14 protein-coding genes are annotated in these 13,687 nt (G+C 72.2%); 7 read left to right on the top strand and 7 right to left on the bottom strand.

Going from position 1 to position 13,687, the window contains the following annotated elements:
* Nucleotides 1-9: 9 nt before the first annotated feature.
* Complete coding sequence (locus tag CP967_RS00750) at nucleotides 10-1,197, top strand: sensor histidine kinase (protein ID WP_150486044.1); 1,188 nt, start codon at nucleotides 10-12, stop codon at nucleotides 1,195-1,197.
* Nucleotides 1,198-1,216: 19 nt separating this feature from the next.
* Here the strand turns inward: CP967_RS00750 and CP967_RS00745 are convergent, their stop codons facing one another.
* Nucleotides 1,217-1,729 (bottom strand): hypothetical protein, encoded by a 513-nt coding sequence (locus CP967_RS00745; protein ID WP_150486043.1) that lies wholly within the window; start codon nucleotides 1,727-1,729, stop codon nucleotides 1,217-1,219.
* Nucleotides 1,730-1,842: 113 nt separating this feature from the next.
* Here CP967_RS00745 and CP967_RS00740 point away from each other — a divergent pair, with 113 nt between their 5' ends.
* Entirely contained in the window at nucleotides 1,843-2,040 is a 198-nt protein-coding gene (locus CP967_RS00740) for a zf-HC2 domain-containing protein (RefSeq protein ID WP_150486042.1), read from the top strand.
* Here CP967_RS00740 and CP967_RS00735 read toward each other — a convergent pair.
* Nucleotides 1,974-2,543: a sigma-70 family RNA polymerase sigma factor gene (locus CP967_RS00735; RefSeq protein ID WP_150486041.1), complete on the bottom strand. Its 570-nt coding sequence runs from the start codon at nucleotides 2,541-2,543 to the stop codon at nucleotides 1,974-1,976. The genes CP967_RS00740 and CP967_RS00735 overlap by 67 nt on opposite strands.
* Before the next feature lie 257 nt (nucleotides 2,544-2,800).
* Between CP967_RS00735 and CP967_RS00730 the strand changes: the two genes are divergently transcribed.
* The gene (locus CP967_RS00730; protein ID WP_150486040.1) at nucleotides 2,801-4,000 is read left to right on the top strand and encodes a CapA family protein; all 1,200 of its coding nucleotides are present in this window, start codon (nucleotides 2,801-2,803) and stop codon (nucleotides 3,998-4,000) included.
* A 24-nt stretch (nucleotides 4,001-4,024) separates the two neighbouring features.
* Here the strand turns inward: CP967_RS00730 and CP967_RS00725 are convergent, their stop codons facing one another.
* Nucleotides 4,025-4,492 (bottom strand): universal stress protein, encoded by a 468-nt coding sequence (locus tag CP967_RS00725; RefSeq protein ID WP_150486039.1) that lies wholly within the window; start codon nucleotides 4,490-4,492, stop codon nucleotides 4,025-4,027.
* Between the two features lie 140 nt (nucleotides 4,493-4,632).
* Nucleotides 4,633-5,292, bottom strand: a complete 660-nt coding sequence (locus CP967_RS00720) for a class F sortase (protein WP_150486038.1) — start codon at nucleotides 5,290-5,292, stop codon at nucleotides 4,633-4,635.
* 309 nt (nucleotides 5,293-5,601) lie between these two features.
* Between CP967_RS00720 and CP967_RS00715 the strand changes: the two genes are divergently transcribed.
* Nucleotides 5,602-6,198: a hypothetical protein gene (locus CP967_RS00715; protein ID WP_150486037.1), complete on the top strand. Its 597-nt coding sequence runs from the start codon at nucleotides 5,602-5,604 to the stop codon at nucleotides 6,196-6,198.
* 98 nt (nucleotides 6,199-6,296) lie between these two features.
* Here the strand turns inward: CP967_RS00715 and CP967_RS00710 are convergent, their stop codons facing one another.
* Nucleotides 6,297-6,821 carry a hypothetical protein gene (locus tag CP967_RS00710; RefSeq protein ID WP_150486036.1) on the bottom strand — a complete coding sequence of 175 codons (525 nt, stop codon included), beginning with the start codon at nucleotides 6,819-6,821 and terminating at the stop codon, nucleotides 6,297-6,299.
* Nucleotides 6,822-7,051: 230 nt separating this feature from the next.
* Nucleotides 7,052-7,819, bottom strand: coding sequence for a bestrophin-like domain (locus CP967_RS00705; RefSeq protein ID WP_150486035.1), 768 nt, complete (start codon nucleotides 7,817-7,819; stop codon nucleotides 7,052-7,054).
* Between the two features lie 1,125 nt (nucleotides 7,820-8,944).
* Here CP967_RS00705 and CP967_RS00695 point away from each other — a divergent pair.
* Entirely contained in the window at nucleotides 8,945-9,763 is an 819-nt protein-coding gene (locus CP967_RS00695; RefSeq protein ID WP_150486034.1) for an SAM-dependent methyltransferase, read from the top strand.
* A complete protein-coding gene (locus CP967_RS00690) occupies nucleotides 9,760-11,934 on the top strand; it encodes a putative bifunctional diguanylate cyclase/phosphodiesterase (RefSeq protein WP_150486033.1) in 2,175 nt (724 codons plus the stop codon). The genes CP967_RS00695 and CP967_RS00690 overlap by 4 nt, the downstream gene beginning before the upstream one ends.
* An 11-nt stretch (nucleotides 11,935-11,945) precedes the next feature.
* Here CP967_RS00690 and CP967_RS00685 read toward each other — a convergent pair whose 3' ends face one another.
* Nucleotides 11,946-12,884: a LysR family transcriptional regulator gene (locus CP967_RS00685; protein ID WP_150486032.1), complete on the bottom strand. Its 939-nt coding sequence runs from the start codon at nucleotides 12,882-12,884 to the stop codon at nucleotides 11,946-11,948.
* 95 nt (nucleotides 12,885-12,979) lie between these two features.
* Here CP967_RS00685 and CP967_RS00680 point away from each other — a divergent pair, with 95 nt between their 5' ends.
* On the top strand, nucleotides 12,980-13,687 hold the full coding sequence (locus tag CP967_RS00680) for a succinate dehydrogenase (RefSeq protein WP_150486031.1): 708 nt from the start codon (nucleotides 12,980-12,982) through the stop codon (nucleotides 13,685-13,687).

Here is a 13,687-nt window from a genome sequence, read left to right as displayed (position 1 = left end):
ACACCCCGGATGACCGGCGCAGGCGTCGCCGCCGTCACCGTGCTCGCCGTGCTCCTCCTCGCGACCGGCTTCCTGCTCGGCCGCACCGCCCGCCCCAAACGCACCAGCGACGTGGGCACACCCGTCGAGCACGCCACCTTCGAGACCCTGCACACGGCGTCCCTGGCCGCGCCCCCGCTGCGCGCCGGGCTCACCGAGGAGAGCGCCCGCAGGTCCGCCCGCCGGCTGCGCTCGCTGCTCGGCACCGACGCGCTGTGCCTGACCGACCGGGACCGGGTGCTCGTCTGGGACGGCGAGGGCGACCACCACGGCAAGGACGTCATGGACCATGTCCGCGGCCTCCTCGACAGCGGACGCGACACCGCCTTCCGCACCGGATGCGCCGACCTGGACTGCCCGTTGCGCTGGGCGGTGGCCGTCCCCCTCACCGTCGACCACCGGGTGCTCGGCACCCTCGTCGCCTGGGCGCCGCGCGAATCGGCGGTCCTGGCCCGGGCGGCCGGCGAGGTGGCCCGCTGGGTCTGCGTACAGCTGGAACTCGCCGAACTCGACCGCTCACGCACACAGTTGATCGAAGCCGAGATCAAGGCACTGCGCGCCCAGATCTCACCCCACTTCATCTTCAACTCGCTGGCGGCCATCGCCTCCTTCGTCCGGACCGACCCCGAGCAGGCCCGCGAACTCCTCCTGGAGTTCGCCGACTTCACGCGCTACTCGTTCCGCAGGCACGGCGAGTTCACCACGCTGGCCGACGAACTGCACTCCATCGACCAGTACCTGGCGCTGGTGCGCGCCCGCTTCGGCGAACGGCTCTCCGTCACCCTCCAGGTCGCCCCCGAGGTGCTGCCCGTCGCCCTGCCCTTCCTCTGCCTCCAGCCGCTCGTGGAGAACGCCGTGAAGCACGGCCTCGAAGGCGCGGTGCGCCGCAGCCGCATCACCATCAGCGCCCTGGACGCGGGCGCCGAGGCCGAGGTGGTCATCGAGGACGACGGCACCGGGATGGACCCCGGGCGGCTGCGGCAGATCCTGCGCGGAGAAGGCGGCACCTCCACCGGCATCGGCCTGCTCAACGTGGACGAGCGGCTGCGCCAGGTGTACGGCGACGACTACGGCCTGGTCATCGAGACCGGGATCGGCGCGGGCATGAAGATCACCCTCCGGCTGCCCAAGTACCGTGCCGGGGTGCACGGTTCCTGAACACACCGCTCGCCACCGGTCAGTACAGATGGATCGCCAGATGCCCCAGCGGCAGCCCCAGCTGCCAGGCGGGCGTCCACACCCGCACCTCGCCGTCCTCCTCCTCGCGCCCCGGCCGCTCCCGGCGCGGCGCCCCGATCGCGCCGAGGTCGGCCGCCAGCAGCTCCGTCTCCTCCAGCCACCGCCACGCCGCCCGCGCCAGGTCCAGGCCGGGAGCCGGACGACCGTCCGCGGCGGCCGCCCGCTCCCGGTCCTCCAGCCCCGCGCGGACCCACCGCCGCCAGGCCGCGCCGTACGCCGTCAGCAGCCGCAGCTCTTCCACCCGGGCGGCGGGCAGCGCGCCGGCCACCGCTCCGTCGGACAGGAAGAGCGTCAGGGCCAGCGCCTCCCGCCCCGCCCGGTACTCCAGCGTCGCCGGGTCCATCAGGTCGCCGGTCGCCAGCAGCCCGTCCGCGACGTACTCGGCGTACATCCACGCCATCGGGACCAGCAGTCCGTCCCCGCCGGTTGTGCCGTACTCTTCGGGACGCATCCCGTCTCGCCTCTTTCTCGGACTCCGCCCACCGGGCCCCACGCAGCATTGAACCGGTCACGCCCGCCCTGCGTGGGCCAAAGAGCAGGATCCGTCGGGAGATACGAGGTGCGATGACCACCGAACACGGTGACGACGCGCATGTGCGGCAGCTGCTGGGCGCGTATGTGCTCGACGCGCTGCCCGCGGCCGAGAGCGGCCCGGTGGCCCGGCACCTCCAGCGGTGCGACGCCTGTGCCGCGGCCTATGTGGAGGTCGCGGAGGCCGTCTGCCTGCTGGCCCTGCTCGACGAGGACGAACTGCTGGAGTAGCCCGGCAGACTGCGCGAGAGGGTCCGCAGCGCGTAGTACGAACGGGACTTGACCGTGCCCGCAGGGATGCCCAGGACCTCGGCCGTCTCGCCCACGCTCAGCCCGCGGAAGTAGATCTGCACCAGTACCGCCCGGTGCTCGGGGCTCAGCGTCCGCACCGCCCGGCGTACGTCGAGCGCGCGGACCGCCGAGTCCGCGGTGTTCTCGCGCGCGGGCGCGCTCTCCAGCACCACGTCGCTGACCTCGGTGGGCCGGGCCAGCCGGGACCTGCGGGCGTCGATGGCCAGGCGCCGGGCGACGGTGAACAGCCACGGCCGCATCGACTCGTAGGGCGCGTCGAAGGCCTCCGGATGCTGCCAGGCGCGTACCAGCGTCTCCTGCATCAGGTCCTCGGCCCGCTGCCGGTCGCCGAAGGTCAGCCCCAGCAGGAAGTGCAGCAGGGCCGGCCCGTGCTCCCGCTGAAGTTCCGCGAGAGCCCGCTCGTCGGTCGTCGCCGTGGTCATGTGAACCGTCCTTTCCCGAAGAGGCCCTGACGCCTCGCTCCCGCCTGGCGTATACGAACGCATAGGAGCGCGGGGGAACACCCGGTATGCCGAGATGTGCGCCGAGCGGTCGCACGGAGCGGCGAATGGTGCGGTGAACGGTTCACGGGCGGCGATACGGCCGATTCAGGTACTTGGAAACCTTTGTCCTTGACTCACCAATATGAATATATGTCAATTCGGATGGCCGAAATCATCCGAAACGGAGAGTCCTGCAGATGACGAAGCGCACTCGATACGGCGTGATGACGGCCGTCGCCGGCCTGCTGGCCGCCGCCACCGCCTGTACCGGCCAGCAGTCCACGGCACCCGGATTCGCCGGCCGGCACCTGACCGCCGAGCAGCGGGGAGCGGGCGGGGCGGAGACCGGCCGGGCACGCCCCTTCACCCTGCTGGCCTCCGGGGACGTCCTGCCCCACTCCTCGGTCATCGAACGCGCCGCGGCCGACGCGGGCGGCAGGGGATACGACTTCCGGCCCATGCTCAAGGGCGCGGCCGCCCTCGTCTCCGGCGCCGACCTGGCGATCTGCCACATGGAGACGGTGTACGGACCGGCGGGCGGCCCATACACGGGTTACCCCTCCTTCAAGTCACCGCCCGAGATCGCGGCGGCCCTCGCGGCCACCGGTTACGACTCCTGCTCCACCGCCTCCAACCACACCCTGGACGACGGTGCCGCCGGGATCGGCCGCACCCTGGACGCCCTCGACCGGGCCGGGATCGCCCACGCCGGCTCCGCCCGGTCCGCCGCCGAGGCGGGCCGCCCCACCCTCCTGGAAGCGGGCGAGGGGGACCACGCGGCGAAGGTCGCCCACCTCGCCTACACCTACGGGCTCAACGAGGGCGAGCCCCCGGCCGGACGGGCCTGGTCCGTCGCCATGACCGACGAGGAGAGGATCGTCGCCGACGCCAGAGCGGCCCGGCGGGCCGGCGCCGACGTGGTGGTCGCCTCGATGCACTGGGGCACCGAGTGGCAGGACGCTCCCGACGGCACCCAGCTCGAACTGGCCCGCGCCCTGACCGCGTCCGCCACCGCGGGGCGCCCCGACATCGACCTGCTCATCGGCACCCACGCCCACGTCCCCCAGGCGTACGAGAAGGTCAACGGCACCTGGGTCGTCTACGGCATGGGCGACCAGGTGGCCGGGGCGATGATCAACGACGAGGGGGCCCGGGACCCGCGGGGCAACGAGAGCACGATGGGCCGCTTCACCTTCGCGCCGCCCCGGGAGGAGGGCGGCCGCTGGAGGGTGACGAAGGCCGAGTTCATCCCCCAGTGGTACGACCCGGCGGCGGGCCGCGTGGTCGGCCTGAGCACCCCGCCCGCCGCCGGCCGGCTGAGCGCGGTCCGCGACCGGATCCGCGACACCGTCCTCAGCCGCGGCGCCGCCGAGGACGGTCTCGTCATGGGCCGGTGACGGCCGCACCGCCGGCCGGCACGGTCACGGTACGACGGTGACCGGCCAGCGCCCCGCCTTGACCAGACGCACCGCCACCGAACCGACGAACCGGTGCCCCGCGGACTCCGAGGCGCCCACCACCACCGCGTCCGCCTTCAGCTCGTCCGCGGCGGACACCAGACCGTTGTACGGATCCCCCCGGAAGGTGTGGAACTCCCAGCGGACGTTCCATATGTCCTTGAGCCGCTCGGCGGAGCTCCTGATCTCGTTCACCAGGCCCTCGGCGACCTCCCCGGTCGCATCGGCCACCGGGGCGCCCATGGCGGCCCCCGTGGCCATCACCGGCTGTACGTAGACGAGGGTGAGCACGGCGTTCTGGCGGCGGGCGAGCCCGGCCGCGTACGCCGCCGCCCGCATCGACGACTCCGACCCGTCGATCCCCGCGACGATCACTTTGGGACCGTCCGTGCCGCGCTCGAACCGGTGGTGCTGGTGCTGGTGCTCTGTCACGGCCACGAGGTTAGCCGCTCGCCGCGCGGGCGCTCCCGCCGGTCCGCCCCGCGCCCGGGACGACGGCGCGGGGCGGACCGGATGCGCTCCATGGCCGGTGCCGTGACCGGGCGCCCCGGTGCGGCACCCGGCTCCGGTGGTTACCGGGTCTCCACGAGACGGGCGAAGACCACCACGTTCCCGTCGTAGCCGTCCGCCTTCGAGTAGCCGCCGCCGCAGGTGATGACCCGCAGCTCGGCGTAACCGGTGTCGCCGTAGACACGGGCGCCGGGGAAGTCGTTCTTGGAGAAGACCTCGACCCCGTAGATCTCGAACACGGCGACTTGGCCGTCGTAGCGGGAGACCTCGACGTGCTGCCCCTTCCGGAGGGAACCGAGGCCGTAGAAGACGGCAGGGCCCGCCAGATTGTCGACGTGGCCCACCACCACGGCCGTTCCGCGCTGTCCGGGGGCGATGCCGTTCTGGTACCAGCCCGCGAGGTTCGGGTCCTGCGCGGGCGGTGCCTCGATCCAGCCCGCCGGGTCCAGGTTCACGTCGACGACCGGCGCGTCCACCTCGATCTGGGGGATCCGTACACGGGAGGCGGGCGCGTAGGGGAGCGGCCGCACCCCCTCGTCGGTGACGGGTGCCGCGACGGCCGCGCCGTCCCGGGAGACGGACGCGGCGGCCGCCGGCTGGGGCGGTCCGGGAGAGGTCTCCGCGCCGTTGCGCATGAGTGCGAGCCCCGTGAGCATCACCAGGGCGATCGCGCCCCACGGTGTCCGTCTGCTCCGTACGGCTCCCCACTGGTCCCGGCCCATGGCTCTTCCCTTCGTCGCGACACGGTCACGCTAGGTGCGGGGCGCGGTCACGGCGATCAGGGGCGTGCGAACGGGGGACGGCGCGTGGCGTTCCGCTCTGTTCGGAGTAACGCGGACCCAGGATTTCTGACGCCTCGTGACCTGCGGATCCGTCAGGTACGGCGTGTGCCGCACGGCGTGTCGGGCAGTCGGAGAACTCTGCTCCGAAATGCGCTCTTATGCACGTCTGGTGATGGTTCGTCATGGAATGCGTTCTCATCGGTCCCGGAGGACAGGACTCCGGGCGCGCATTCCGCAGGAGGTCAAGAGATGCGTGCTTCACGCGCTTTCGCGGTGACCGCGGCCGCGTTCGCGGCAGTCGGGCTCGCCGCCCCGCTGGCCGTCGCGGGCGGCGGCCCGGGCAAGGACCCGGTCCCCACCCATGTGACCGTCGACCCGTCCCGTGTCCACCAGGGCGCCACCCTGCAGATCAGCGCCGAGGGCTGCGGCCACTCCGGTGGCAAGGTCTGGTCCAACGCCTTCCCGACGGTGGACCTGTCGCCCGGCCGCGTGGGTTACGCCACCGCCCGTATCCGGCCCAACGCCACGCCGGGCCAGTACAGCCTGTCGGTGAAGTGCAACGCCGGCGGCAACAACTTCGGCGGCGACGGAGGCAGCGGCGGTAACGGAGGCAACGGCGGCAACGAGGGCGGCCGGGACGACGCCGAGGGCCGCGGCAACGCCGACGGTGTCGCGACCGCCCGCTTCACCGTGCTGCCCAGCCGGGGCGCGCAGGGCGGACTCGGCGGTTCCATGGGGCCGAGCTCCACCGAGATGCAGATCGGTGGCGGTCTGGTCGCGGCGGCGGCTCTCGGCGGTGCCGTCTTCGTCGTCCGCCGTCGGACGGGCAGCAATGCGGCGGCCTGACGCGTCCGCGTTCCCCGCCGGTCCGATACGTCCGTCGCCCCGGGTCCTGGATCAGGACCCGGGGCGACTGCCGTACGCGGGGGAGGGGGCGGCGGTTCTCAGTGCAGGCGGCCGGTACGGCGCTTGCGCAGGGCCAGGAAGGCGCCGGCGGCGGCCACCGCCACCAGGGCGGAACCGGCGGCGATCTCCGTGGGGTCCGGTGTGTCCACGCTTCCGCCGAGGCCGCCCAGTACGCCGCTGGGGGTGACGGTGGAGCTGGTGGTGGAGGAGGTGGCCGGGGCGCTCGTGACGGTGAGGTTCGCGGTCTTGGTGGCGGTGCCGCAGCGGAAGGTCACCGCGTAGACGGCGCCCCGCCGCGCGTCCCGGTCGACGGTGGCGGTGGCGGACCTGCCGCGGGGGATGGTGATGGTGTCGAACACTCCCGAGAACGCGGTCGCGTCGCTGGTGCACCCCACGGCACCGAGGGTCACCTGGCCTCCGGGCGCGACCGTCGACGGAGTGATGGCCGGCGTGAACGAGGTGGACGTGCCACCGGTGAGCACGGTGGCCGACGCGGCCGGTGCCGTCAGGGCGCACAAGGCGGCGCCCAGCAGGGCGGCAGGTGCGACACGTATCGCGCGCATGGTGAATCCTCCGGGTCCCCGAGGAGCAGTTGCGGAACGGTTCCGCAGGCATGGGACATGCACCTCGATGCGCGAAACGGTAGAAGTTACCCGAAATGGGCGCTATTGGGGGTCCGGCGAATGGGGCAGTGCGGTCCCTCGACCGGCCCCCCCGGCCCCTCCCGGCACCGGCCCCTCCCGGCGCCGGCCGACGGTCCGGCCGGTGCCCGGGGCGGCCCGGCCCGGGGGAGTCAGGGCGAGTCGACCTGCGGGAAGAGGTCGAGGAAGGGGGCCGCGGTCGCCGAGATGCCCCGCCCGAACGGGGCGTCGAAGTCCCAGATCAGGAACAGCAGGAACGCGATGAGGGCGCTGAAGAGTCCCGCCAGCAGCAGTTCGCGGAAGGTTCTGCGGATCTGGAGCGTGAAGATCAGCCCCACGGTGACCAGCGCCCCGGTGATCAGGCCGAACCAGACGACGCCGGGCATGGTGGCGCCCGCGTTCTGTCCCCGGGCCCCGCGGGCGTCGTCGGCGGCGGCCACATGGTCCACCAGCGGCTGGTAGGCCTGTGCCTCGTGGTCGTCGCGGGGCCGGTACTCGGTGACGTCGGCCCGCACCTTGTCCAGGAGCCGGGTGCCCTCGGCGGTGAGGCTGCCGTGCTCCGTCATGGCGCGCCATTCCTCGTCCACGACGTGGGCCACGTACGCGTCGACGTCGCTGCGGACGCGATCGCGGACCTCCGCCGGATAGACGGCCGCCCGCGCGCTCACCTCGTGCAGCGCCTGGGCCTCCAGACGCACCGACTCCTGGGCCGCGCTGCGGCCCTCCCAGACGCCGGCGATGGCCAGGCCGAGCACGATGGCGTAGACCACGCCGATCATCATCGTCATGTACTCGATGACGTCGGGTGTCTCGGAGGGGTCGTCGTCATCGGCGAGACGCCGGTTGTTGAGGACGGCGATCGTCAGGACGACGGCGCAGGCCGAGGCCATGGCGATGGTCAGAACAAGCCATTCCGACATTGAGTTCCTTCGTAGGCCGGCGGGAGGCGTCAGCGGGACCCGCGGGGGCGCAGTACCGCCACGGCGAATACGGCGGGGGCGGTGATGACGAGAGTCAGGGAGACCAGCGAGGGCCCGGTGTGCCGGGTCTTGCGGGTCGGTTTGCGGTACGTGGGGATCGCGACCGGACGGGCGCTGGGGGGCGCCGGGCGGGCGGTGGGTGACGGGGAGGGCGGTGGCGGCGCCGGCGGTGGGACGACGGGTGGCGGCGGAGATTCCGGTTCCGGTTCCGGTTCGCGCACCGGTGCCGGAGGTGCCGGGGGCGGAGGTGCCGGCGGTGACGGTGGGGGCGCCGGCGGTGACGGGGAGGGCGGCGGGGGTGGTGGGGGCGGCGACGGTGACGGAGGGGGCGGCGGGGGCGCCGGTGGTGACGGAGAGGGCGGCGGGGGCGGCGGCGTGGGCTCGCAGTCCGTGCCGGACACGGCCACGGAGGTGTCGCCGTCCCCCTGGCCGACGACGGCGAAGGCGCAGCTGTCACCGGTGGCGGGCACCGGTACGGCGAGGAGCCAGAACAGGAGGGCGGCGGCCGTGAGCCGCGCTGTGCGTGATCCGTACACGCCGGGGAGCATGATCCCCGCTGCGGCGAGACACGCCGTAGATGGAGCTGATTCGCCTGATGGAGGGATATCGGGACATCCATGTTTGTACGCCGCAAGGCCTGTCGGCGACGGTATCGAACATCTGGCCACATTTCCGTGACGGCCGCGCCGCGAGGACCGGGCCTGCGGGCGCGCGGCGGGCGGCCGCCCGCGGTCCGCGGCGGAACCCCCGCCGGACGGGTCGCCGCATGGCCCGTGGGCACCCATGCCGTCAACGGGCGTACCGTGGAGGGCAGATGGTGCGTACGGCGGCCGGAGGAGCCCCGGGGTGACGCCCTGTCGGTCCTCTTCGCGCCGGTCCGAGGTGCCGGTCCGTCGCGTCTCGGGCACGCGCTGCGACGGGAATTGCACATGTCGTCGGGGTGTGACCAATTACGGATCTCTAATTTCCGTTTCCACTCGCTCTCTTGGCGGACGATCAGTAGCCTCTGGTTCACACTGACCATGAACATGGCCGGATCGTCGTGGCGACTTGTTGGAGACATCGATGGAGCGTCCCGCCTGGGCACCGAAGGGCATCGACATATCGGTGCCGAGCGTGTCCCGCATGTACGACTTCTATCTGGGCGGCTCGCACAATTTCGAGGTGGACCGGGAAACGGCCCGTAAGGCCATGGAGTTCGTGCCGGGGCTCCCCAAGATCATGCAGGCGAATCGTGCCTTCATGCGGCGGGCCGTGAACTACGCGATCGGCTCGGGTGTCACCCAGTTCCTCGATATCGGTTCCGGCATACCGACCTTCGGAAATGTGCACGAAGTCGCCCAGGCCGCCCACCCCGGGGCGCGGGTCGCCTACGTCGACCACGACCCGGTGGCGGTGGCGCACAGCGAGGCGGTGCTGGAGGGGAACGAACGGGCCGTGATCGCCGCGGCCGACCTGCGCGAGCCGGGGGACATCCTGGAGCACCCCGGTGTCCGGGGCCTGCTCGACCTGGACGAGCCTGTGGCGCTCCTGCTCGTGGCGGTGCTCCATTTCGTCGAGGACGCCGACGACCCCTGTGCGGCGGTCGCGGAACTGCGCGAGGCGCTGGCGCCCGGCAGCCTCCTCGTCCTGACCCACGCCTCGTACGAGGGGGTGCCGCTCCCCGCGGAGGAGACCGGTGGAGCGGTGGGGGTCTACCGCGACACCCGCAACCCGGTGATCCTGCGCTCACGCGCGGAGATCAGCCGTTTCTTCGAGGGGTACGAGATGGTCGAGCCGGGCCTCGTCTCCATGCCGGACTGGCGCCCCGACTCCGCCTACGTACCGGCCCAGGAAGACCCGTACGCCTTCTCGGGCTTCGGCGGGGTTGGGCGTAAGGCGTGAGCATTCCCGCCCAGTCGCCCGCCACGTCCGGCACGGAGCCGGACGGGCCCGAGGGCCGGCTCCGGAGGTTCGCCACCATCTGGAGCCGGGCCATCTTCCCCTCCACGGCCACCTCGATGACCCGGCCGGAGTTCGAGGAGCACCTGCTGCCGCTGGCCCGGGACCTCAGCGGCATCCTGCACGCCCGTCCCTTCGACGCGGCCCCCGCCCAGCGGGTGGGAGCCGCGCTCGTCGCCGCGCACTGCACCGATCCCGACGCCCTCAGCTCCTCCCTGGGTGTCGTCGACTCCTACCTGGTGCTCTACTGCGGCGGCAACGGCCCGGTGGAGCTCGCGACGGAGGACAGCCGGGCCCGCTGCGCACGGATCCAGCACGCGCTCGCCGGCGGTTTCACCCAGGCGCTGCGCGAACGGACCCTCGCCGAGCAGGAGGCCATCGCCCGCTCGGCCCTCACCGCGCGCACCCGCGCGGAGGAGGCGCTGCACGCCACCGAGGCGCGCTTCCGCGCGGTGTTCAAGGACGCCGCGATCGGCATCGGGATCGCCGACCTCGACGGGAACATCCTGGAGATCAACGACACCCTCACCCGGATGTTCGGCGGCCTGGAGAACCACGTCCGCAGCCACCGGCTCAACGAGTGGGTCCACCCGGAGGACTCACCGCACGTGTGGAAGTACTACGACGAGCTGGTACGCGGCGACCGCGAGCACTACAGCGTCGAGAAGCCCTACTACCGCAACGACGGCACCGTGCTCTGGACCAACCTCACCGTCTCGCTGCTGCGCGACGCGGAGGACCGGCCCCAGTACCAGCTGGCCCTCATGGAGGACACCACCGAGCGCCGCCTGCTCAACCTCCGGCTGCGTTACGAGGCCACACACGACGCGCTCACCGGGCTGCCCAACCGGACCCTGTTCTTCGAGCGCCTGGAGAAGGCGCTCGCCCACCGGGAGGGCATGCGCTTCGGCCTCTGCTACCTGGACCTCGACGGCTTCAAGGCGATCAACGACAGCTTGGGGCACGCGACGGGGGACCGGCTGCTCGTCGAGGTCGCCGACCGGCTGCAGAGCTGCGCGACCGCTCCCGGCGAGATGGTCGCACGGCTCGGCGGCGACGAGTTCGTGGCGCTGACGACCGGGCCGCGCACCCAGGACGAGGTCCACGAGCTGGCCGGGCGCATCCTCTCCGCACTCGCCACGCCGATCCGCCTCGACGGCCGGGAGCTGACCGTACGCGGGTCCATCGGCATCGTCGAAGGCCCCTCGGGGGAGCGGACCGCGGCCGAGGTGCTGCGCAGCGCCGACATCACGATGTACCGGGCGAAGTCGGCGGGCGGCAACCGCTTCGAGTTCGCCGACGCGGAGGCCGACGCACGGGCCATCACCCGGCACGGGCTGACCACCGCGCTGCCCACGGCGCTGGACCGCGGCGAGTTCTTCATCGAGTACCAGCCGCTGGTCCACCTCGGCGACGGCAGTGTGCACGGGGCCGAGGCGCTGGTGCGGTGGTGCCACCCGCAGCACGGGGTGCTCGGCCCCGACCGGTTCATCCCGCTCGCCGAGCACACCGGGCTGATCGTGCCGCTCGGCCGCTGGGTCCTGGAGGAGTCCGTACGCCAGGCGAACTTCTGGCAGGAGCGGCACACCGACGGCGGGCCGCTGCGGATCAACGTCAACCTCTCGCCGGCCCAGCTGCACCACCCCCGGCTGGTCGCCGAGACCGTCGACGTACTGGAGCGCTCGGGACTGGAGCCGGGCGCGCTCTGCCTGGAGGTCACCGAGTCCGCGCTGATCGGCGCGGACGACGACCTGCTCAAGCCGTTGCGGCAGCTGGCGGAGATGGGTGTGGACATCGCGCTCGACGACTTCGGCACCGGATACTCCAACCTGGCCAACCTGCGCCGGCTTCCGGTGAGCGTGCTCAAGCTGGATCGTTCCTTCACTCAGGGCATGCAGCAGCACCCGGCCGACCCCGTCGACCTGAAGATCGTCGAGGGCATCGTCTCGCTCGCCCACAGCCTGGACCTCGCGGTCACGGTGGAGGGGGTGGAGACCGGGGCCCAGGCCGAGCAGCTCAGGCAGCTGGGCTGCGACACCGCCCAGGGGTGGTACTACGCCCGGCCCGGCGCGCCGGACCGCATCCACTCGCTGCTGCTGGCGGACGCGGTCTGACCCGGGGGGACTCAGCCCCCGCCCGGCCCCGGCCCGCCCGGGGCCGGGGCGCCGGCGGGCGCGTCCGGCCGCCCGGCCAGCAGGAGCCGCTGCAGTTCGCGTGCGGCGCGCGGTGGCGCGACGTCGCTGCGGTGGGCGAGCGCGATCGTGCGCCGCAGGCCGGGCGGGGCCAGCGGGGTCATCCGCAGGTCCTGGCCGGCCCGGGCGGCGACCATGCTGGGCATCACGGCGACACCCAGCCCCGCCCGTACGAAGCCGAGCACGGCGTCCATCTCGCCGCCCTCCACCGTGAACTGCGGTTCGAAACCCTCCGCACGGCACGCGGCCACCGTCAGTTCACGCAGGTCGTAGCCGTGCCGGAACATCACCATCGGCTCGTCCTCCAGGTCCGCGACACGCACCGTCCCCCGGCGCCCGGGTGCCGGGCGCGCGGTCGAGGAGAGCACCACCAGATCCTCCTGGAGCAGTTCCACCGTGGTCAGCGCCGGTGAGGCGGCGGGCAGCGGCAGTACCAGCAGCGCGAGATCGAGCGCGCCCCGGGCGAGCTGCCGTACGAGGTCGTGGGAACCGCCCTCCTCGATCCGGAGCCTGATCCCCGGGTGCAGGTCGTGGAAGGCCCGCAGGACGTCGGGCAGCAGACCGGTGCACACGCTCGGCGTCGCGCCGAGCCTGATCCGGCCCCGGCGCAGCTGCACCAGCTCCTGCACCTCGTGCCGCGCGGTGTCCGCGTCCGCGAGGATCCGGCGGGCCAGCGGCAGCAGTGCCTCGCCGGCGTCGGTGAGGGCGATGTTGCCCCGGGCCCGGCTGAACAGCTCGGCCCCCAGTTCGTTCTCCAGCGCCTTGATCTGCTGCGACAGCGAGGGCTGCGACACATGGACCGCCTCGGCGGCACGGGTGAAGTGCCTGGCCTCGGCGACGGCGACGAAATAGGCGAGCTGCTGGAAGTGCATGGACCGAGCATAGGCATCTTTCATAGGGCATGCCTATGAAGATCAGACGATCCATGTCTTGGACTGATGGACCGTTCGGCCCTAGCGTCGTGTCCATGGCATTGGCAACGCGGACGGACCGACGGCCGTCCATGACGCGTACGCTCTGGGACTCGTCCGTCGGGAAGAAGACGATCATGGCTGTGAGCGGCCTGATCATGCTCGGTTACCTGGTCGTCCACATGCTGGGCAACCTGAAGATCTTCTTCGGATCCGACGAGTTCAACCACTACGCGCACTGGCTGCGGACCCTCGGCGAGCCCTTCCTGCACCACGAGTGGGCCCTGTGGATCGTCCGCGTGGTCCTCGTCGCCGCGGTCGTGCTGCACGCCGTCTCCGCGTACCAGCTGAGCCGCCGTGACCTCAGGGCGCGCCCCACGGCGTACGTGCACCGGAAGGCACGGGCGAGCTACGCGACCCGCACCATGCGCTGGGGCGGGATCATCATGGCGCTGTTCATCGTCTGGCACATCCTCGACCTGACGACCGGCACCGTGCACTCCGGCGGCTTCGAGTCCGGCCGCCCTTACCAGAACGTGATCGACACCTTCTCGACCTGGTACGGGAACGTCATCTACATCGTCGCCGTGGTCGCGGTGGGCCTGCACGTGCGGCACGGCTTCTGGAGCGCGGCACAGACCCTCGGTGCGGGCAACGCGGCCCGCGAGCGTGTCCTCAAGACCCTCGCCGGTCTTCTCGCCGTCGTCCTGACGGCGGGATTCGTCTCCGTGCCCGTCGCCGTCATGACCGGAGTGGTGAGCTGA

Origin of the sequence: Streptomyces nitrosporeus (assembly GCF_008704555.1) — a bacterium.
GTDB classification, from domain to species: domain Bacteria; phylum Actinomycetota; class Actinomycetes; order Streptomycetales; family Streptomycetaceae; genus Streptomyces; species Streptomyces nitrosporeus.
This window is presented reverse-complemented; position numbering and strand designations above follow the sequence as displayed.

Coding starts and splice junctions, on each gene's coding strand:
- CP967_RS00740 (WP_150486042.1), top strand. CDS start 1,843: ATGACCACCGAACACGGTGACGACGCGCATGTGCGGCAGCTGCTGGGC.
- CP967_RS00720 (WP_150486038.1), bottom strand. CDS start 5,292: ATGGGCCGGGACCAGTGGGGAGCCGTACGGAGCAGACGGACACCGTGG.
- CP967_RS00680 (WP_150486031.1), top strand. CDS start 12,980: ATGGCATTGGCAACGCGGACGGACCGACGGCCGTCCATGACGCGTACG.
- CP967_RS00695 (WP_150486034.1), top strand. CDS start 8,945: ATGGAGCGTCCCGCCTGGGCACCGAAGGGCATCGACATATCGGTGCCG.
- CP967_RS00710 (WP_150486036.1), bottom strand. CDS start 6,821: ATGCGCGCGATACGTGTCGCACCTGCCGCCCTGCTGGGCGCCGCCTTG.
- CP967_RS00745 (WP_150486043.1), bottom strand. CDS start 1,729: ATGCGTCCCGAAGAGTACGGCACAACCGGCGGGGACGGACTGCTGGTC.
- CP967_RS00735 (WP_150486041.1), bottom strand. CDS start 2,543: ATGACCACGGCGACGACCGACGAGCGGGCTCTCGCGGAACTTCAGCGG.
- CP967_RS00715 (WP_150486037.1), top strand. CDS start 5,602: ATGCGTGCTTCACGCGCTTTCGCGGTGACCGCGGCCGCGTTCGCGGCA.
- CP967_RS00705 (WP_150486035.1), bottom strand. CDS start 7,819: ATGTCGGAATGGCTTGTTCTGACCATCGCCATGGCCTCGGCCTGCGCC.
- CP967_RS00750 (WP_150486044.1), top strand. CDS start 10: ATGACCGGCGCAGGCGTCGCCGCCGTCACCGTGCTCGCCGTGCTCCTC.
- CP967_RS00685 (WP_150486032.1), bottom strand. CDS start 12,884: ATGCACTTCCAGCAGCTCGCCTATTTCGTCGCCGTCGCCGAGGCCAGG.
- CP967_RS00730 (WP_150486040.1), top strand. CDS start 2,801: ATGACGAAGCGCACTCGATACGGCGTGATGACGGCCGTCGCCGGCCTG.